Annotated in this window: 14 protein-coding genes; 10 read left to right on the plus strand and 4 right to left on the minus strand. The window is 72.1% G+C overall.

The window, feature by feature from the left end; all coding sequences use genetic code 11:
- The coding region (locus tag QZV97_RS05475; RefSeq protein ID WP_295639711.1) for a homoserine O-acetyltransferase at positions 1–880 on the minus strand (880 nt) is incomplete at its 3' end.
- A 186-nt stretch (positions 881–1066) separates the two neighbouring features.
- On the opposite strand from QZV97_RS05475, the gene QZV97_RS05480 reads away from it, so the two are divergent.
- The 4 genes from QZV97_RS05480 (at position 1067) to QZV97_RS05495 (ending at position 6412) form a co-directional block, all read left to right on the plus strand.
- Entirely contained in the window at positions 1067–1963 is an 897-nt protein-coding gene (locus QZV97_RS05480; protein ID WP_295639714.1) for an alpha/beta hydrolase, read from the plus strand.
- Positions 1964–2025: 62 nt separating this feature from the next.
- Complete coding sequence (locus QZV97_RS05485; RefSeq protein ID WP_295639717.1) at positions 2026–3708, plus strand: FMN-binding glutamate synthase family protein; 1683 nt, start codon at positions 2026–2028, stop codon at positions 3706–3708.
- A 104-nt stretch (positions 3709–3812) separates the two neighbouring features.
- Complete coding sequence (locus QZV97_RS05490; RefSeq protein WP_295639720.1) at positions 3813–4538, plus strand: response regulator transcription factor; 726 nt, start codon at positions 3813–3815, stop codon at positions 4536–4538.
- Complete coding sequence (locus QZV97_RS05495; RefSeq protein WP_295639723.1) at positions 4535–6412, plus strand: histidine kinase; 1878 nt, start codon at positions 4535–4537, stop codon at positions 6410–6412. The genes QZV97_RS05490 and QZV97_RS05495 overlap by 4 nt, the downstream gene beginning before the upstream one ends.
- Positions 6413–6416: 4 nt before the next feature.
- Here the strand turns inward: QZV97_RS05495 and QZV97_RS05500 are convergent, their stop codons facing one another.
- Positions 6417–7037, minus strand: coding sequence for a glutathione S-transferase C-terminal domain-containing protein (locus QZV97_RS05500; protein ID WP_295639726.1), 621 nt, complete (start codon positions 7035–7037; stop codon positions 6417–6419).
- Positions 7038–7177: 140 nt separating this feature from the next.
- Between QZV97_RS05500 and QZV97_RS05505 the strand changes: the two genes are divergently transcribed.
- From QZV97_RS05505 to QZV97_RS05530, 6 genes are all read left to right on the plus strand, one after another.
- Positions 7178–8419, plus strand: coding sequence for a YjgN family protein (locus tag QZV97_RS05505; RefSeq protein WP_295639729.1), 1242 nt, complete (start codon positions 7178–7180; stop codon positions 8417–8419).
- Between the two features lie 4 nt (positions 8420–8423).
- Positions 8424–9488 carry a M48 family metallopeptidase gene (locus QZV97_RS05510; protein WP_295639732.1) on the plus strand — a complete coding sequence of 355 codons (1065 nt, stop codon included), beginning with the start codon at positions 8424–8426 and terminating at the stop codon, positions 9486–9488.
- Between the two features lie 83 nt (positions 9489–9571).
- Positions 9572–10945 carry an adenylosuccinate lyase gene (purB, locus tag QZV97_RS05515; protein ID WP_295639735.1) on the plus strand — a complete coding sequence of 458 codons (1374 nt, stop codon included), beginning with the start codon at positions 9572–9574 and terminating at the stop codon, positions 10943–10945.
- Positions 10942–11790, plus strand: a complete 849-nt coding sequence (pyrF, locus tag QZV97_RS05520) for an orotidine-5'-phosphate decarboxylase (RefSeq protein ID WP_295639739.1) — start codon at positions 10942–10944, stop codon at positions 11788–11790. Before purB ends, pyrF begins: the two co-directional genes overlap by 4 nt.
- 70 nt (positions 11791–11860) lie before the next feature.
- Entirely contained in the window at positions 11861–15070 is a 3210-nt protein-coding gene (locus QZV97_RS05525) for a PAS domain S-box protein (RefSeq protein WP_295639742.1), read from the plus strand.
- A 97-nt stretch (positions 15071–15167) separates the two neighbouring features.
- On the plus strand, positions 15168–16001 hold the full coding sequence (locus QZV97_RS05530; protein WP_295639744.1) for an endonuclease/exonuclease/phosphatase family protein: 834 nt from the start codon (positions 15168–15170) through the stop codon (positions 15999–16001).
- Between the two features lie 191 nt (positions 16002–16192).
- On the opposite strand, the gene QZV97_RS05535 is transcribed toward QZV97_RS05530, so the two are convergent.
- Positions 16193–18256 (minus strand): primosomal protein N', encoded by a 2064-nt coding sequence (locus QZV97_RS05535; RefSeq protein ID WP_295640035.1) that lies wholly within the window; start codon positions 18254–18256, stop codon positions 16193–16195.
- 400 nt (positions 18257–18656) lie between these two features.
- Positions 18657–19766 (minus strand): uroporphyrinogen decarboxylase, encoded by a 1110-nt coding sequence (hemE, locus tag QZV97_RS05540; protein ID WP_295639747.1) that lies wholly within the window; start codon positions 19764–19766, stop codon positions 18657–18659.
- Positions 19767–19776 lie beyond the last annotated feature (10 nt).

Consider the following 19776-nt stretch of genomic DNA (forward strand, 5'->3'; position numbering starts at 1 on the left):
GCTCGCGCGCCGGGTCGAAATAGTCGAGCGCGCGCGTGATCAGCAGGTAGGTGTTCGCATCGAAGTAGTCGCTGAACTTGTCGCCCTGGTAGCGCAGGTAGCTCTCGATCTGGAACTCGATGTCCTGGGTGGTGTAGGCCAGCTCGCCGTTGACGATCTGACGGCCGAACTTGCTGGCCATCACGTCGTCGGACAGGTAGGTGATGTGGCCGACCATGCGCGCCACGCGCAGCCCGCGCTTGGGCACGACGCCGTGGCCGTAGTAGTGACCGCCGTGGAAGTCGGGGTCGGTGACGATGGCACGGCGCGCCACCTCGTTGAAGGCGATGTTCTGCGCGCTGAGGTTGGGCGCCGAGGCGACCACGATCGCGTGGCGCACGCGCGTCGGATGGCGCACCGTCCACGACAGCGCCTGCATGCCGCCCAGGCTGCCACCGATCACGGCCGCCAGCTGCGTGATGCCCAGCGCGTCCAGCAACTGCGCCTGCGCGTCGACCCAGTCCTCGACGGTGACGACCGGGAAGTCCGCGCCCCAGGGTCGCCCGGTCGCGGGGTGGGTGTGCGTCGGCCCGGTCGAGCCGAAGCACGAGCCCGGGTTGTTGACGCCGATGACGAAGAAGCGCTCGGTGTCCAGCGGCTTGCCCGGACCGACCAGGTTGTCCCACCAGCCCTCGTTCTTGTCCTGCGCGTCGTGGCGCCCCGCGACGTGGTGCGAGGCATTGAGCGCGTGGCAGACCAGCACGGCGTTGCTGCGGTCGGCATTGAGCGTGCCGTAGGTCTCGTAGACCAGGGTGCATTCGGGCAGCACGGCGCCGCTCTTCAGCGCGAGAGGCGCTGCGAGCCTGAGGCTTTGCGGTGTGACGATGCCGACGGAACCCATGCGCGATGAACCACGGAAAAAAGACAACCCGGCGTCGCTGTAGCTAGCGAGGCCGGGTGACGGTTCGAGTCGCGGGGCCCCTCTTTAGCTGCATTTGTAGAGCGCCCGCAATCCGGATCAAATCGGCGCTGTGGGAGGTAGTATAGCCACGCCACGGTCTGGCGAAATCCGGCGAAAGGACGCGACATGGGCTGGTTCGATGGCTTCGAGGCGGGCGATCACGCGGTCAACGGCACGAGCCTCCACGCGCGCTGCGGCGGCCGCCGCGACGGACCGCCGCTGCTGCTGCTGCACGGCTACCCGCAGACGCATGCGCTGTGGCACCGCGTCGCGCAGCGGCTCGCGGGCGACTACCGGCTGGTCATCCCGGACCTGCGCGGCTACGGCCGCTCGGCCAAGCCGCCGGGCGACGCGGACCACGGCAACTACAGCAAGCGCGCGATGGCAGCCGACCTGGTGGCGCTGATGCGCTCGCTCGGCCACGAGCGCTTCTTCGTCGCCGGCCACGACCGCGGCGGGCGCGTCGCGCACCGCCTGGCGCTCGACCATCCGCAGGCCGTGCGCAAGCTCTGCGTGCTGGACATCGTGCCGACGCTGACGATGTACGAGCGCACCGACATGGCCTTCGCCCAGGCCTACTACCACTGGTTCTACCTGATCCAGCCGGCGCCGCTGCCCGAGCGGCAGATCGGCGCCGACCCGGCCTGGTACCTGCGCTGGACGCTGTCGGGCTGGGGCAGCAAAGGGCTGGACTTCATCGAGCCCGAGGCGCTGGCCGACTACGAGCACGGCTTCTGCAATGCCGCGGGCATCCACGCCGCCTGCGAGGACTACCGCGCCGCCGCCTCGATCGACCTGGACCACGACCGCGCCTCGCGCGCGGTCGCAAGCCAGGTGCGCTGCGACCTGCACGTGCTGTGGGGCGAGCGCGGCGTGGTGGCGCGCCTGTTCCGGCCGCTCGACGACTGGCGCGCGGCGTGCAGCGGCACCGTGACGGGCCGCGCGGTCGCGGCCGGGCACTTCATCCCCGAGGAACTGCCGGACCTGACGGCCGACGAACTGGCGGCCTTCTTCACCGATTGACGGTGGCCGGCCGCCGCGCCGGCGGCTAGCATGCGGCGGGCCGCCCGCCCGAAGGACCTGCGATGCTCGCCTGGCTGCTGCGACTGAACGACCAGTTCCCGCTCCGCTACACCGCCTGGCTGGCCTGTGCCGTCGGCCTGCTGCTGTCGGCGCTGGCCTGGGTGGCCGGCGGCGGGGCGCCGGCGGTGCTGTGGACGCTGGTCTTCGCGGTGCTGGTCGGTGTCGGCGTGCGCGACGTGCGCCAGCAGCGCCACTCGATCCTGCGCAACTACCCGGTGATCGGCCACCTGCGCTTCTTCTTCGAGTTCATCCGCCCCGAGATCCGCCAGTACTTCATCGAGAGCGACCGCGAGAAGACGCCGTTCTCGCGCCAGCAGCGCAGCCTGGTCTACCAGCGCGCCAAGGGCGAGCCCGACAAGCGGCCCTTCGGCACCCAGCTCGACGTGGCCGCGCACGGCTACGAGTGGATCAACCACTCGATGGTGCCGACGCACATCGCGAGCCACGACTTCCGCGTCACCATCGGTGCCGGTCGCGCGCAGCCCTACAGCGCGTCGGTCTTCAACATCTCGGCGATGAGCTTCGGCGCGCTCAGCGCCAACGCGATCCTGGCGCTCAATGCCGGGGCCAGGCGCGGCGGCTTCGCGCACGACACCGGCGAGGGCTCGATCAGCCGCTACCACCGCGAGCACGGCGGCGACCTGATCTGGGAAATCGGCTCCGGCTACTTCGGCTGTCGCAACGACGACGGCAGCTTCAGCGCCGAACGCTTCGCCGAGGCGGCGCGCGAGCCGCAGGTCAAGCTGATCGAGATCAAGCTCAGCCAGGGTGCCAAGCCCGGCCACGGCGGCGTGCTGCCGGGCGCCAAGGTCACGCTGGAGATCGCCGCGGCGCGCGGCGTGCCGATCGGCGTCGACTGCGTCTCGCCGGCCAGCCACGGCGCCTTCGACACGCCGGTCGGCCTGCTGCAGTTCGTCGACCGGCTGCGCGATCTGTCGGGCGGCAAGCCCACCGGCTTCAAGCTGTGCATCGGCCATCCGTGGGAATGGTTCGCGATCGCCAAGGCGATGCGCGAGACCGGCCTGCTGCCCGACTTCATCGTCGTCGACGGCTCCGAAGGCGGCACCGGCGCGGCGCCGCTCGAGTTCACCGACCATGTCGGTGCGCCGCTGCAGGAAGGCCTGCTGCTGGTCCACAACACGCTGACCGGCCTGGGCCTGCGCGAGCAGATCAAGCTGGGCTGCGCCGGCAAGGTGGTCAGTGCCTTCGACATCGCGCGGCTGATGGCGCTGGGCGCCGACTGGTGCAACGCCGGGCGCGGCTTCATGTTCGCGCTGGGCTGCATCCAGGCCCAGGCCTGCCACACCGGGCATTGCCCGACGGGCGTCACCACCCAGGACCCGCTGCGCCAGAAGGCGCTGGTCGTGCCGACCAAGGCCGACCGCGTCTACATGTACCACCAGGAGACGCTGCGCGCGCTGAAGGAGCTGGTGCAGGCCGCCGGCCTGGAGCACCCGCGCCAGGTCAGCGCCGCGCACATCGTGCGGCGCGTCGCCGACCACGAGGTCAAGCTGCTGGCCAACCTGGTGCCCTTCGTCAGGCCCGGGGCGCTGCTGGCCGCCGAGCGCGGCGACATCGACTGGCCGCACCAGGTGTTCCGGCTGTACTGGCCGCTGGCCAGCGCGCATTCGTTCGCGGCGCAACAGGTCGCGCTTGCGGCCGACCCGCCGCAGCGACTAGGCTAGGGCCTACTCTCCCCCGGAGTCGCGGGGGACTTCGGGCGACGGGCACGGCGAGAATCGCCCGCGGTTCGCCGAAGAGCGAAGCAACGATCGTTGAGGAGTCGCGAGTGCTGAAGGTGTATCTGGTCGAAGACGACCCGCTGGTGTCGCAGCATGTGCGCGACGCGCTCGACGAGGCGCCGGGCATCCGCTGCGTCGGCCATGCCAACCGGCTGTCGATCGCGCGCGTCGAACTGCCGCAGTGCCGCCCCGACGTGCTGCTGTCCGACCTGGGCCTGCCCGACGGCGACGGCACCGAGCTGATCGGCGAGCTCAGCCACGCGCCGGCGCTGGACGGCGTCTGGCACCCGCACATCCTGGTGTTCTCGGTGTTCGGCGACGAGGCCCGCGTGATCCAGGCCATCGAGGCCGGCGCCGACGGCTACTTCCTCAAGGGCTGCACCGCCGACGAGCTGGTGCGCGCGGTCGAGCAGGCCGCGCGCGGCGAGTCGCCGATCTCGCCGGCCATCGCGCGCCACCTGCTCAAGCGCTTCCGCGACGAGGGCTTCACCGACTCGAGCTTCCGCGACTCGGGCTTCGTCGACTCGGACGGCGGCGCGACCGGCGTGATGGACATCGAGTCGCCGTCGAAGCGCGACCACGAGGTCAGCAAGCGCGAGCACGAGGTGCTGCGCCTCGTGGCGCAGGGCTATGTCGGCGAGGAGATCGCCGAACGCCTGCTGACCACGCCGCGCGCGGTCGCGATCGCGGTGCGCAACGTCTATCGCAAGCTGCAGCTCGGCCAGCGCGCCCGCGTGGCCGAACAGGCCCACGCCCGGCCCGGATGGGCTTGAGGCGCCTCGCCACCGTTGCCCTGCTGGCCCTGGCGGCAGGGCTCGGTGCTTGCAGCCCCTTCGCGCCGGGCGCAGCCGTCGAGCTGCGCTCGGCCCGCCTGGTCGACGCTGGCGTCGAGCGCGAGGTCGCGCTGCCCGATGCCTGGGAGTCCGGCGCGCCGTCGCGCCGCGGCAGCGTGCGCTACCGGCTGGACCTGCCCGACGCCACGCTGCGCTCGCCGCAATCGGCGATCTTCGTGCCGCGTGTCGGCAATGCCTACCGCATCCAGATCAACGGCCAGACGCTGCTGGCCGTCGGCCCGTCGGCGCCGCGCGACGGCGAACTGCCGCTGCTGCTGCCGCTGCCGCAGGCCCTGCTGCAGCCGGCCGGCAACCGGCTGGAGATCGAGGTCAGCGGCGAGTCGCGCCGCGAGGCCGGGCTGTCGCCGGTCTGGATCGGCCCGCTGTCGGAGCTGTCGGTGCGCCATGCCGCGCTGAGCCGCAACCAGGTCTTCGGCGCCTGGGTCGTCAGCTCCGCGGCCAGCGTGATGGGGGCGCTGGCGCTGCTGCTGGCCTGGCGCACGCGGCGCTCGCTCTACGCCTTCTTCGGCGTGGCCAGCCTGCTGTGGGCCTGGCGCGTGTCGGGCATGCAGCTCGGCGGGGCCGACGGCACCTGGGCCGCGATCGGGACCGTGCTCTTCCACGCCTCCTACGCCTGGTTCGCGTTGCTGATGACGCTGTACTCGCTGGCCGCGATCGGCGGCGACTGGCCGCGCGCGCGCCGGCTGCTGCTGGCCTGGGGCGGGGTGGCGCTGCTGCTGAGCGCCGGCGCCTGGATGCTGGACGCGCCGCTGCTGCGCACCGTGGTGCTGGCCGGCACGCTGCTCAACGTGCTGTGGCTGCTGATCGTGCTGGCGCGCGCCGCTTGGCGCGACCACACGCCGGCGGCGGTGATGCTGGGGGCGGTCGCGGCGATCGCGGTCGCGGTCGGCGCGCGCGACTTCTGGGTCTTCCGCGTGCTGTCCGACTACGGCGCGCTGACCTGGAGCCGCTACACCATCCTGCTGCTGCTGGCGGTGCTGGCCTGGCTGCTGGTCGACGAGTTCACGCGCTCGACGACCGCGCTGCGCGCGCTCAACACCGACCTGCAGGAGCGCGTCGCGCAGAAGGAGCGCGAGCTGCAGGGCGTCTTCGACGGCAAGCGCGAGCACGAGCGCGAACAGGCCGTGCTGGCCGAGCGCGACCGCATCCTGCGCGAGATGCACGACGGCCTGGGCGGTCGCCTGGTCGCCGCGATGGCGCTGACCTCGCAGGTCGAGCGCCAGTCGCTGCCGCCGCCGGGCGGCGCGCCGCGCAGCGTCGACGAGCCGCTGCGCGACCTGAAGCTCACGCTCGACGACTGCCTGGTCGAGCTGCGGCTCGCGCTCGACTCGCTCGAGACCGACCAGCGCCCGCTGATCGAGGCGCTGGCCGAGCTGCGCTTTCGCGTCGAGCCCTCGCTGCGTGCCGCCGGCGTGCGCCTGGTCTGGCAGGTCGACGACGCGGCCAGCGAGGTCGAGCTGCCGGCCGCCGAGACCCTGCACGTGCTGCGCATCGTGCGCGAGGCGCTGACCAACGTCATCAAGCACGCGCAGGCCACGGTGGTCTGGCTCAAGCTCGAGTCGGCGGGCGAGCAGGGCCTGCTGCTGTCGGTGGTCGACAACGGCCTGCAGCAGCGCACCAGCGACGAGCAGGAGACGATGCCGCTGTTCGTGCCGCCGACGCTGGTCCACGGCGGCCGCGGACTGGCCAACATGCAGCGCCGCGCGGCGGCGCTGTCGGCCCGCCTCGAGAGCGGGCCGCACGCCGAGGGCTGGGCGGTGACGCTGCAGCTCGCGGCGCGGTCCGCCGCCTAGGGCTTCAAGCCGCGACGGGTTTCGTGTCGGCGAAGCTCGGACGCTGCACCAGCTTGTCGACCAGGCGCTCGAGGTTGGGGTAAGTCGAGCGCCACGCGATCTGCGGGAAGCGGAACTCGATCCACGCCAGTGCACAGCCGACCGAGATGTCGGCCAGCGAGAAGTGATTGCCGGCGCACCACGGTCGATCGCCCAGGCCCTGGCTCATCGCGCCCAGCGCGGCGTGCACCTTGTCCAGCTGACGGTCGATCCAGGCGGCGCTGCGCTGCTCGGCCGCGCGGCCGGTCCAGGTCTGCTCCAGGCGGGCCAGGATGCCGGCATCGATCAGGCCGTCGGCCAGCGCTTCCCAGGTGCGCACCTCGATGCGCTCGCGCCCCGACGCCGGGATCAGCTTGCCCACCGGCGACAGCATGTCGAGGTACTCGACGATGACGCGCGAGTCGAACACCGCCTCGCCGCCTTCCATCACCAGGCAGGGCACCTTGCCCAGCGGGTTGGACTCGACGATCGTGCTGCCGGGTTGCCAGACGTCTTCCAGCACGAACTGGTAGTCCAGCTTCTTCTCCGCCATCACGACGCGGACCTTGCGGACATAGGGGCTGGCGAGGGAACCGATGAGTTTCATGGTGGGGTGGGAGCGTTTGCGAGGATTCTAGAGAAGGCCTGCCGCGTGCCTGATGGCACGATGCCACACCCCCGTGTCGGGGGCCGGCGACGCGGTGGTGCGCACCTAAAGTGCCGGTGGGTCAGCAGGGAGGAAGAGACATGGCCGACATCGGATCGACCGCCGGGGGCATGAACGCGCCCGGGCCGGCGCCCATCGTGCTGGACTTCGCGCAACGCGGCCAGCCCCGCGCGGCCGCCGACGACGCGCCGCTGCCGCACCGCCACGCGATCCGCTTCAGCGGCTCGGGCAGCGAGTACTTCCGCATCTGGATCGTCAACCTGCTGCTGATCCTGGTGACGCTGTCGCTCTACTACCCCTGGGCCAAGGTGCGCAAGCTGCGCTACTTCCACACCAACACGCAGGTCGCCGGCCATGCGCTCGACTTCCACGGCGAGCCGCTGAAGATGCTGCGCGGCTACCTGCTGGTGCTGGGCCTGGCCGGCGCCTACGCGCTGGCGGGCGAGGTGTCGCCGATCGCGCAGAGCCTGGCGCTGCTGGTGCTGGCCGTGCTGTGGCCGGCGCTGTGGCGGGCCTCGCTGCAGTTCCGCCTGGGCAACACCAGCTGGCGCGGGCTGCGCATGCAGTTCACCGGCAGCATGGGCGGCGCCTACGGCGCGCTGCTGCTGCCCTGGGTGGCGTTCGCACTGATCGGCGGGGCGCTCGGCTTCATGGCCGGTGCCGCGGCCGGCGGCGGCCTGCTGGCGGTGCTGCTGCCGGTGGCGATCATGCTGGGCGTCTACGGACTGATCCCGTACTTCTGGCTGCGCCTCAAGCGCTACCAGCACGGCCACTACGCCTACGGGCAGATCCAGACTTCGCTGGACGCGCGCGTCGGCGCCACCTACGGCGTGTTCGTGCGCACCGCGGGCGTGGCCTTCCTCGCCTTCCTCGTCGCGGGCCTGTGCTTCCTGCTCGGACTCATGGTGTTCGGCGGGCTCGGCGGCGGCGACCCGCGCGCCTTCGGCGCCGCGATCCTGGCGTTCGCGCCGCTGGTCGCGCTGCTCTTCGTGCTGGCCCAGGTGCTGCCGCGCGCCTATGCCACATCGCGCCTGCAGAACCTGCTGTGGTCCGGCACCGGCAGCGAGGACATCCGCTTCAAGAGCCGCGTCGGCTTCGGCGCGCTGGCCAGGCTGCTGCTGAAGAACTGGCTGCTCGTCATCCTGACCCTCGGCCTCTACTGGCCGTGGGCGGCGATCGCCGTGGCGCGGCTGCGGCTCGAGGCGGTGAGCCTGCGCACCCGCCGGCCGCTCGACGAGCTGAGCGCCGGCGCCCGCGCGCGCAGCGGCGACGCCGCGGGCGATGCGGCCGGCGACGTCTTCGGCATCGATCTCGGGCTCTGAGGCCATGAGCGACGGTGGCCTGCGGGTCGACTACTTCGACGGCCGCGGCGCGCGGCCGCGGCGCGTGCACCTGCAGGCGATGGGCGACGAGCTGCAGCTGCGCGCCGAGGACAGCCCGACGCGCGTGCTGCTGACGCTGCCGCTGTCGCAGCTGCGCTGGCCCGAGCGCACGCGCCACGGTGCGCGCGTCGCCCACCTGCCCGACGCGCTGGGCGGCGGCGAGCTGCACGCGCTGGATGCCGCGGCCTGGGACCGCTTCGCACGGCAGGCCGGCGTGCGCGAGTCGCTGGTCGTGCGCAGCCAGCAGAGCTGGGGCCAGGTCCTGGTGGCGATCGCGCTGCTGCTGGTCGTCGGCCTGGCCGGCTGGCGCTGGGGCGTGCCGCTGGCGGCCCAGGCGACGCTGACCTTGCTGCCGCAGCGCGTCGATGCCGAGATCGGCGCGCTGGCCTTCGACCAGATCGACCGCCAGTGGCTCAAGCCCAGCACGCTGCCGGCCGCGCAGCAGGCCGCCTTGCGCGCCGCCCTCGCGCGCGCGCTGCAGCGCGCCGAGCCGGCCGGCACGCTGCCCTGGCGGGTCGAGTTCCGCGCCTCGCGCATCGGGCCCAATGCCTTCGCGCTGCCCGGCGGCACGATCGTGATGACCGACGAGCTGGTGCAGCTGGTGGACGGCGACGAGTCGGCCATCGTCGGCGTGCTGGCTCACGAGTACGGCCACGTGAAGCATCGCCACGGCATGCGCCAGCTGGTGCATGCCAGCGTGCTGGGCGCTGTCGGCAGCATCGCCTTCGGCGACTACAGCGGCGTGCTGGCCGGCCTGCCGGCGCTGCTGGGGACGCTGGGCTACTCGCGCGACCTCGAGCGCCAGGCCGACGACGAGGCCATCGCGGTGCTGCGCGCCGACGGCCGGTCACCGGCCGCGATGGCGCTCTTCTTCGAGCGCTTCGCCCGGTGGCGCAAGGACAAGGGCCACGGCGACGAGAGCGATTCGGCGCTGGGCATCGCCTTCTCCAGCCATCCGGCCGACGCAGAGCGCATCGCCCGCTTCCGCGACGCCGCCGCGGCACGCTGAGCCCGCGGCGGCCGGCCGCAACGGTCGGGTCGAGGCCGGGTTCCTACAATGTCGGCCGGGCATCCCGTCCGCGCCCGTCCTCCATGAACCTCTCCCCCCTGACCGCCCTCTCGCCGCTCGACGGCCGCTATGCCCCCAAGCTCGCCGCGCTGCGGCCGCTGCTCAGCGAGTTCGGCCTGATGCACCGGCGCGTGCAGGTCGAGGTCGAGTGGTTCATCGCCCTCTCCGATGCCGGCCTGCCCGAGCTGAAGCCGCTGTCCGCCGGCGCCCGCGAGCGCCTGCGTGCCCGGGTGAGCGGTTTCGCCGAGACCGATGCCCAGGCCATCAAGGACATCGAGAAGACCACCAACCACGACGTCAAGGCGGTCGAGTACTGGATCAAGCAGCAGTTCGCCGGTGACGCCGAATTGCAGGCCGCCTCCGAGTTCGTGCACTTCGCCTGCACCAGCGAGGACATCAACAACACGAGCCACGCGCTGATGCTCGCGAGCGCCCGCGAGACCGTGCTGCTGCCCGCGCTCGACGCCCTGGTGGCGACGCTGACGCGCATGGCGCACGAACTCGCCGCGCTGCCGATGCTGAGCCGCACCCACGGCCAGACCGCCAGCCCCACCACGGTGGGCAAGGAGATCGCCAATGTCGCGGCGCGCCTGGCCACGGCGCGCGAGCGCATCGCCGCGGTCCGGCCGCTGGCCAAGATGAACGGCGCGGTCGGCAACTACAACGCCCATCTCGCGGCCTACCCCGACGTCGACTGGGAAGCCTTCGCCCGCGGTGTCGTCGAGCGCCAGCTCGGCCTGGCCTTCAACCCGTACACCATCCAGATCGAGCCGCACGACTGGATGGCCGAACTGTTCGACGCCATCACGCGCAGCAACACCATCCTGATCGACTGGTCGCGCGACGTCTGGGGCTATGTGTCGCTGGGCTACTTCAAGCAGCGGCTCAAGGCCGGCGAGATCGGCTCGAGCACGATGCCGCACAAGGTCAACCCGATCGACTTCGAGAACGCCGAAGGCAACCTCGGCCTCGCCAACGCGCTGCTCGCGCACCTGAGCCAGAAGCTGCCCATCAGCCGGTGGCAGCGCGACCTCACCGACAGCACCGTGCTGCGCAACATGGGCGTGGCGCTGGGTTATGCCGTGCTGGCCTGGGACAGCCTGGCGCGCGGCCTGGGCAAGCTCGAGGTGAACGAGGCCGCGCTCGCCGCCGACCTGGACGACGCCTGGGAAGTGCTGGCCGAGCCCATCCAGACCGTGATGCGGCGTTACGGGCTGCCCAACCCGTACGAGAGGCTCAAGGAGCTGACGCGCGGCAAGGCCATCACCCGCGAGTCCATCGCCGCCTTCATCCGCACGCTGGAACTGCCCGAGGCGGAGAAGCAGCGGCTGCTGGCGATGACGCCGGCCTCCTACATCGGCAAGGCGGTCGAGCTGGCGCGCGGGATCAAGGGATGAGCTTCCTCGCCCGCCTGCTGGCCGCCGAGCGCCGCAACGAGTCGATGCTGTGCGTCGGCCTCGACCCCGAGCCGGGCAAGTTCCCCGCGCCCTGGACCGGCGATGCCAGCAAGATCGCGGTCTTCTGCGAGCGCATTGTCGATGCCACCAAGGACCTGGTGATCGCCTACAAGCCGCAGATCGCCTACTTCGCCGCGCACCGCGCCGAAGACCAGCTCGAGCGCGTGATGGCCTACATCCGCCGCACCGCGCCCGAGGTGCCGGTGATCCTGGACGCCAAGCGCGGCGACATCGGCTCGACCGCCGAGCAGTACGCGCGCGAGGCCTTCGAGCGCTACCAGGCCGACGCGGTGACGCTGTCGCCCTTCATGGGCTTCGATTCGGTCGAGCCCTACCTGCGCTGGCCCGGCAAGGGCGCGATCCTGCTGTGCCGCACCTCCAACCCCGGCGGCAGCGACCTGCAGAACCAGCGCCTCGCCGATGTCGACGGCCAGCCGCGCCTCTACGAACACCTCGCCGCGCTGGCCCAGGGCCCGTGGAACCGCAACGGCCAGCTCGGCCTGGTGGTCGGTGCGACCTTCCCCGACGAGCTGGCGCGTGTGCGCGCGCTCGCGCCGACGCTGCCGCTGCTCATCCCGGGCGTCGGCGCCCAGGGTGGCGATGCGGCGGCGACGGTGCGTGCCGCCTGGCGCGGCGGTTCCGGCGGCACGACCGCGCCGATCGTCGTCAACTCCTCCCGCGCGGTGCTGTACGCCGGGCAGGGCGAGGACTTCGCGCAGCAGGCCCGCCAGGTCGCGCAGGCGACGCGGCTGGCGCTCGCCGCTGCTCGCGCGCCGATCGCCTGAGCGGCCTGCGCGCCGCGGGAAAACCTGTCCGCCGCCCCTCGTGGTGGACAGGGAAAATCGGCTCCACGCCATGAGCCCTGCTCGATCCCCGAGTCCCACCCTGCTGGCGTCGACCCCGGTCGACGGTCGGGTCGCGTGGACGTTCTTCGGCGGCGGCGCGGTGCTGGCCGTGATGTTCGCGCTGTCGGCGCTGCTGCTGCCCGGGCCGCTGCCTCCGGTGCGGCGCGTCGTCATCGCGCTGTCCTGCCTGGCCCTGTGCGGCCTGTTCCTGCTGGGGCGCTGGCTGGTCGCGCGCCGGCCGATCGGCGGCGTCGCGCTCGGCATCAGCTACGGCGGCGTGGCCGTCGCGACGCTGACCGCGGTCCTGATGGACACCCCGGCCGGCGCCTTGCCGCTGGCGCTGCTGGGCTACTTCGTGCTGATGGCCGCGGTGTTCTGCGGCACGCGTGCCGCCGTCGTGCTGGCGGCGGCGTGCGCGGTGGCGGTGCTGGGGCGCCACGCGCTGGCGCCGTCGTCCCAGTGGGTCGGCACCGTGCTCGACCTGCTGCTGCTCGCGTCGGGCCTGCTGGTCGGCGTCGCCACCGGCCGCGCGCTGGCGCACACCGTCGACTTGCTGGGCGAGCGCGAGCGCCGCTTCAGCCGCCTCCTCGGCATCGCCGTCGACTGGTACTGGGAGCAGGACGCCGAGCTGCGCTTCACCGTCATCTCCGACTCCGTCGTCGACGACACCGGCGTGCCGGCCCACGAGCACCTGGGCCGCACCCGCTGGGAGATCCCCGAGCTGGAGCTGACGCCCGCGCAATGGGCCGCGCACCGCGCCGACCTCGACGCCCGCCGGCCCTTCCGCGACCTCGTGATGCGCCGGCCCGATGTCGGCGGCCAGCCGCGCTACATCAGCGTCAGCGGCGAGCCGGTGTTCGACGCCGCCGGCAGCTTCTGCGGCTACTGGGGCGTCGGTCGCACCATCACCGCCGACGTGCTGGCGCAGCGCGCGCTGCGCGCCAGCGAGGAGCGCTACCGCGAGCTGTTCGCGCGCTCGCCGACGCCCAAGCTCATCCACCGCGGCGGCTGCGTCGTCGATGCCAACGAGGCGGCGGCCGAGCTGTTCGGCTATGCCGACGTGGCCGCGATGCGCGGCGTCGACATCGTCTGGCACTACGACGACGGCGCCGACCAGGTCGCGCGCGTGCGGGCGCGCATCGCCGAGGTCGAGTCCATGCCGGTCGGCCAGCGCCTGCCGCTGAAGGAGTTCAACCTGCGCCGCCTCGACGGCCGCCGCGCGCACGCGCAGGTCACCGGCCTGCGCATCCACCTCGACGACGGCCCGGCCACCGTGTCGATCTATGTCGACCTGACGGCGCGCAAGGCCGCCGAGCAGGCGCTCGGCCACAGCCAGACCCTGCTGGCGCGGCTGTTCGACACCACGCCGGACACCGTGTCGCTGACCGAGCTGCGCACCGGCCGCTACCTGATGCTCAACGAGCACTTCACGCAGGTGCTGGGCTGGACGCCCGAGGACGCGATCGGCCGCACCGCCACCGAGCTCGGCATCTGGCGCCACGCCGCCGACCGCGAGCGCCTGCTGCGCCTGATCGACGAGCAGGGCACCGCCCGCGACCTGTCGGCGATGTTCTCGCACAAGTCGGGCGCCCCGGTGCCGCTGCGCGTGTCGGCGGCCAGCTTCAGCGCCGACGGCGTCGACTACCTGGTGGTCGTCGGCCGCGATGTCGCGGCGGCCGAGCAGGAGCGGATGGAGCGCGAGGCCATCCTGCAGCATGCCTCGGTCGGCATCGCCTTCACGCGCGACCGCCGCTTCGTGCACGCCAATCCGCGCTTCGAGCAGATGTTCGGCTGGCCGCCGGGCGGGCTGGCCGGCCAGCAGGGCATCGTCGTGTGGCCGGGCGAGCGCGACTACCACGAGGTCAGCGCCACCGCCGGGCCGCTGCTGGCGGCCGGCAAGCGCTTCGAGGTCGAGCGTGTGATGAAGCGCCTCGACGGCAGCCTGTTCTGGGCGCGGCTGCAGGCGCAGGTGGTCGACCCGGGCGACCCCAGCCGCGGCGGCACGATCTGGATCGCCGACGACGTGACCGAGCGCCGCCAGGTCGACCAGGCGCTGTCGGCGGCGCGCGATGCGGCCGAGGCCGCGAGCCGCGCCAAGAGCGCCTTCCTCGCCAACACCAGCCACGAGATCCGCACGCCGCTGAACGGCCTGCTCGGCCTGGCGCGGCTGCTGCAGCAGCCCGACCTCGCGCCGGCGCGGCGCCAGCAGTACCTGGCGCAGATCCTCGACAGCGCGCAGAACCTGTCGAACATCATCTCCGACATCCTCGACCTGTCCAAGATCGAGGCCGGCAAGCTGAGCCTCGAGTCGCTGCCCTTCGCGGTGCGCGAGCTGCTCAACGCCACCGCGCGCGGCTACGAGGCGCTGGCCGAGGAACGCGGCCTCACGCTGTCGTGGCTGATCGCGCCCGACGTGCCGCCCACCGTCAGCGGCGACCCGGTGCGCGTGCGGCAGATCCTCGGCAACTTCCTCAGCAACGCGATCAAGTTCACCGACCGCGGCGGCGTGCGCGTCGAGCTGGCCTGCGTGCGCGGCGACCGCCTGCGCTTCACGGTGGCCGACACCGGCCCGGGCATCGATGCCGAGACGCGCGCGCGCCTGTTCCGTCCCTTCACCCAGGCCGACCAGTCCATCACGCGGCGCTACGGCGGCACCGGCCTGGGCCTGTCGATCTGCCGCGAGCTCGCCACGCTGATGGGCGGCAAGGTCGGCGTCGACAGCGATCCCGGCCAGGGCAGCCGCTTCTGGGCCGAGCTGCCGCTGCCGCCGGCCGAGGCCGTCGCGGTGACGACCGGCGACACCCGCAGCCCGGCCGAGCGCCTGGCCGGCGCGCGCGTGCTGGTGGTCGAGGACAACGCGGTCAACATGCTGATCGTCCGGGCGATGCTCGAGGGCTGGGCGGTGCAGGTCAGCGAAGCCGGCGACGGCCAGCAGGCCCTCGATGCAGTGACGGCGGCCGAGCAGGCCGGCACGCGCTTCGATGCCGTGCTGATGGACGTGCAGATGCCGGTGATGAGCGGCCACGAGGCGGCGCGCCGGCTGCGCGAGCGCCACGACCCGCGCACGCTGCCCATCATCGCGCTGACCGCGGCGGCGCTGGTGTCCGAGCGCGACCAGGCGCTGGCCGCCGGCATGGATGCCTTCCTCACCAAGCCGATCGACGCCGAGCAGCTGCTGCGCGCGCTGGTGCGCGCGATCGACGCCCGCCAGGCCGCCTGAACGTGGGAGGCGCGCCGCGCCTCCCGAGTTTGTCGATTGACGCTGCACGCCGGCGGCGCCAAGACTGGGGTCCCGCACGCTTCCTGCCGGAGCCCTCATGGCCAAGCTCTTCTCCGTCGCCTCGTGGAATGTCGAGCACTTCAAGGACGACCTCTCGCGCGTCGGTCGCGTCGTGCAGTTCGTGTCCGACCAGCGGCCCGACGTGTTCGGGCTGTACGAGGTCGAAGGCGCCGCGATCTTCGACGAGCTGGTCGCGCGCATGCCCGACTACAGCTTCCAGATCACCGAAGGCCTGCAGACGCAGGAGATCCTGATCGGCGTGCGCCGCACGCTGACCGCCTTCATCACCCAGCGCACCGAATTCCGGTCCGGCACCACCCACATGCGGCCGGGCCAGCTGGTGACCGTGGTGAAGGGCGGCGTCAACTACGCGCTGCTCTTCCTGCACCTGGCCAGCAGCACCGATCCGCGCGGCATGGGCCTGCGCGACGACATGCTCGAGCGCGCGCTCGAGTTCCGCCGCACGCTCGACAAGGCCGAGGGCGGGCCGGGCCAGGCGCGCTACGTCTTCCTCGGCGACCTCAACACCATGGGCCTGAAGTACCCCTTCGACCGCTCGATCGACGCCGCCACCGAGCTGCGCAAGTGGGACCGCGAGGCCGCGCGCGTCAAGTTCGGCATGCGCCGCCTGGCCAAGACCCACGACGCGACCTGGTTCAACGGCAGCAACTCCTCGCTGCCGCCGTCCAACCTGGACCATGTCTTCGCCAGCACCAACCTCACGTTCAAGACCTTCGTGCGTCCGGACGACGGGCAGCCTGCCGAAGTCGCGGTGCGTGGCTGGGTCGACGAGCCCACCGATGCGAAGAAGGATGCGTGGATCGGGCAGTTCTCCGATCACTCCTTGCTCTACTTCGAGGTGCACGGCTGATTCATTTGAGCGGGCAGCGACTTGGCTGTCGACGGCCGACAGAATCAGTCGCTGGTGAGCCGAGGGCGATGGGCGACCGGCGCAGTGAAGTAAAGGAGGAGACGCGAGCGTTCAGCAAGCGTCGGGGGACATGAACGGAGCCGGTCGCGCGTCGGCCTCGTTCCGCGCGAGGCGAGCATGACCAAACGAGTTCATATTGCCAACGGATCCACATCCACCGCCCAGCGCAACACGCCCTTGCTCTCGGGCCGGCGCTCCTGCAGCACCGCATGCCAGGCCGCCAGAAAGCGCTGCAGCGCCGGCCGCGAGGCGGACTCCAGCAGCATCTGCGCGCGCTCGACGTCGGCCACGCGCTGCACCGACAGCGGCACCGGCGGGTAGATCGTCACCTGTTCCTGCGCGGCCAGCGCTTGAGCCGCGTCGGCCACCGCCTGCAGCCAGGCCTGCGCCACCGGCTGGCTGCGTGCGTCGGCGCGCAGCAGCGCCAGGTGGGCGTGCGGCGGCAGGCCGGCGCTGCGGCGCTCGTCGATCTGAGTCTGCGCGAAGCTCACGTAGTCGTGCGCGCGCAGCGCCGCGTACAGCGCGTGCTGCGGGTGCCAGGTCTGCACCCACATCTCGGCGCCGGCTGCCTGCTGCGCGTCGCGCCCGGCCCGGCCCGCCGCCTGCATCAGCAGCGCGAACAGGCGCTCGGGGCCGCGGAAGTCGCTGCTGAAGAGTGCCGCGTCCGGGTTGATCGCCGCCACCAGCGTGACGCGCCGGAAGTCGTGGCCCTTGGCGATCATCTGCGTGCCGACCAGCACGTCGACCTCGCCGGCGTGCATGCGCGCCAGCTCGGCCTCCAGCGCGCCGCTGCGCCGCGTGGTGTCGGCATCGATGCGCGCCACGCGCGCGCCGGGCAGCGCGCTCGCGAGCTGCTCCTCCAGCCGCTCGGTGCCGCGGCCCAGCGGCTGGATGTCGGGGTTGCCGCAGCTCGGGCAGGCGCGCGGCACGCGCTCGCTGAACCCGCAGTGGTGGCAGCGCAGCGTGCGGTCGACCTTGTGGAAGACGCGCCAGGCGCTGCAGTGCGGGCAGTCGCTCTTCCAGCTGCACTCGGTGCAATGCAGCACCGGCGCGTAGCCGCGTCGGTTGAGGAAGACCAGGCTCTGCTCGCCGCGCGCCAGCCGCTGCTGCAGCGCCGCCAGCAGCGGTGCGGCGAGCGGGGTGACGCGCTGCTGCTCGCGCGGGATGCGGCTCATGTCGACGAGCCGCACCGCCGGCAGCGCGCCGCCGCCGATGCGCGCGTGCAGGCTCAGCCGCCGGTAGCGCCCGGCACCGCCGTCGGCCGCCGGCTGCGCGTTGTGCCAGGTCTCCAGCGAGGGCGTGGCCGACCCCAGCAGCACCGGCACGCCCTCGAGGCGGCCGCGCACCACCGCCAGGTCGCGCGCCGAGTAACGCGCGCCTTCCTGCTGCTTGTAGGACGGGTCGTGCTCCTCGTCGACGACGATCAGCCCGCAGCGCGGCAGCGGCGCGAACACCGCCATGCGCGTGCCCAGCACGAGGTCGGCCTCGCCCAGCAGCGCCAGCAGCCAGTGCTGCAGGCGCCGCGCCGGCGTCAGGCCGCTGTGCAGCGACACCACGCGGCGGCCCGGAAAGCGCTCGATGAAGCGCGCCTCGAGCTGCGGCGTGAGGTTGATCTCGGGCACCAGCACCAGCGCCTGCCGGCCGGCCGCGACGACGCGCTCGGCCTCGCGCAGGTAGACCTCGGTCTTGCCGCTGCCGGTGCTGCCGTGCAACAGGGTCACGCCCGGCTCGGCCTGGGTCGCCAGCGCCTGCAGCGCCGCGGCCTGCTCGGCGCTGGGTTCGGGCAGGGCCGGCGGCTCGCCGCCGGGCGTGACGAGCCGCGCCCGCAGCCGCGCCAGACGCCGCGCCAGCTGCACGCCGCTCAGCTTGCGCAGCTCGGGCGGCAGCACCGCCAGCGCCAGTTCGCCGACGCTGCGCTGGTAGTAGCCGGCCGCAAAGGCCACCAGTTCGCACCACGCGGCGGGCAGCGGCGGCAGCGCGTCGAAGACGTCGATCAGCTCGCGCAGTGCCCCGGGCTCGGGCGCCGCGGCGTCGCTCGCGGCCGGCTGCGGCCACACCACGCCCAGCACCTCGCGCCGGCCCAGCGGCGCGCGCACCAGCGTTCCCGGCGCGAGCGGGCGCTTACCGAGGTAGTCCAGCGCGCCCTGCAATCCGCTGTGCTGGGGCGTCGCGACGGCGACCGCGACGCGCTGCAGCGGGCCGTCATCGGCCGCCGGCGGCGCGACGGGAAGGGGGGGAGTCGACTTGCCCAAGAAAGCTCAAGGCGACATCAAGGACCGGCCCCAAGTCCTTGATTCGAGGCTGTTTTCGAGGCTATCCACGGGCGGTGTGGACAACATTGTGGGAAACCTGCGCAAACGGATGCCAAGTGCTTGATGCCGAAGGCCCTTCATCACGCTGAGGCATTTGAGGGCAGTCTGACAAGCGCATATGAATCAACGACTTACGGATATGCATCGAGTTTGTGCTGCTGCGTCGCAGCAGCCTAGATGCCACCGTTCGTGAACCCTGCATTTGGGGATAAGTCAAGTCCCCAAGACCTGCTTCACGGGTAAACCCGGCTTGTCGTGCAAGCTCGCCGAAAGCCAGTCCGGATCACCCCTGCGCCACCCGCTGCCGGCGCGACAACTCGTGCACCGCATCCACCAGCACGCTCACGTTGTCCGGCGGCGTGTGCTGGCTGATGCCGTGGCCCAGGTTGAAGACGTGGCCGGCGCCGGGCCGCAGCGCGCCGAAGCTTTCCAGCGTGCGCGCGACCTCGGCACGCACCTGCTCGGGCTCGGCGAACAGCACGTTGGGGTCGAGGTTGCCCTGGATCGCGACCTTGTTGCCGACGCGCGCCCGCGCGCTGCCCAGGTTGACCGTCCAGTCGATGCCCACCACGTCGCAGCCGGTCGCGGCGATCGCCTCGAGCCACAGGCCGCCGCCCTTGGTGAAGACGATGTGCGGGATGCGGAAGCCTTCGTGCTCGCGCTTCAGCTGCCGCAGCACGCGCTCGGTGTAGGCCAGGCTGAAGCGCTGGAAGGCGCCGTCGGCCAGCACGCCGCCCCAGCTGTCGAAGACCATGACCGCCTGCGCGCCGGCCTCGATCTGCGCGTTGAGGTAGGCCGCCACCGCATCGGCGTTGACCTCCAGGATGCGGTGCATCAGGTCGGGCCGGCGGTACATCAGCGTCTTGACGAGGCGGTAGTCGTCGCTGCCGCCGCCTTCGACCATGTAGCAGGCCAGCGTCCACGGGCTGCCCGAAAAACCGATGAGCGGCACGCGCTGTTCGCGGCCCGAGCCCAGGGCGCGGCGGATCGACGCCACCGCGTCGAACACATAGCGCAGCTTGTCCATGTCGGGCACCGCGAGCTTCGCGACGTCGGCCTCGTCCTTGATCGGGTGCGCGAACTTCGGGCCTTCGCCGGCGCCGAAGCTCAAGCCCAGGCCCATCGCGTCGGGCACGGTCAGGATGTCGCTGAACAGGATGGCGGCATCGAGCGCATAGCGGTCGAGCGGCTGGATCGTCACCTCGGTGGCGTACTCAGGGTTGGTCGCCAGGCCCATGAAGCTGTTGCCGGCCTTCATGCGCGTCGCCTTGTACTCGGGCAGGTAGCGGCCGGCCTGGCGCATCAGCCACACGGGCGTGCAGTCGGTCGGCAGGCGCAGGCAGGCGCGCAGGAAACGGTCGTTGGCCAGGGGCGGCAGGGCGGTGGACGTCATCGGACGATTA

This window comes from uncultured Methylibium sp. (genome assembly GCF_902826655.1).
Classification (GTDB): Bacteria; Pseudomonadota; Gammaproteobacteria; order Burkholderiales; family Burkholderiaceae_C; genus Methylibium.

Coding starts and splice junctions, on each gene's coding strand:
- QZV97_RS05480 (WP_295639714.1), top strand. CDS start 1,067: ATGGGCTGGTTCGATGGCTTCGAGGCGGGCGATCACGCGGTCAACGGC.
- QZV97_RS05485 (WP_295639717.1), top strand. CDS start 2,026: ATGCTCGCCTGGCTGCTGCGACTGAACGACCAGTTCCCGCTCCGCTAC.
- QZV97_RS05500 (WP_295639726.1), bottom strand. CDS start 7,037: ATGAAACTCATCGGTTCCCTCGCCAGCCCCTATGTCCGCAAGGTCCGC.
- QZV97_RS05505 (WP_295639729.1), top strand. CDS start 7,178: ATGGCCGACATCGGATCGACCGCCGGGGGCATGAACGCGCCCGGGCCG.
- QZV97_RS05510 (WP_295639732.1), top strand. CDS start 8,424: ATGAGCGACGGTGGCCTGCGGGTCGACTACTTCGACGGCCGCGGCGCG.
- purB (WP_295639735.1), top strand. CDS start 9,572: ATGAACCTCTCCCCCCTGACCGCCCTCTCGCCGCTCGACGGCCGCTAT.
- pyrF (WP_295639739.1), top strand. CDS start 10,942: ATGAGCTTCCTCGCCCGCCTGCTGGCCGCCGAGCGCCGCAACGAGTCG.
- QZV97_RS05525 (WP_295639742.1), top strand. CDS start 11,861: ATGAGCCCTGCTCGATCCCCGAGTCCCACCCTGCTGGCGTCGACCCCG.
- QZV97_RS05530 (WP_295639744.1), top strand. CDS start 15,168: ATGGCCAAGCTCTTCTCCGTCGCCTCGTGGAATGTCGAGCACTTCAAG.
- hemE (WP_295639747.1), bottom strand. CDS start 19,766: ATGACGTCCACCGCCCTGCCGCCCCTGGCCAACGACCGTTTCCTGCGC.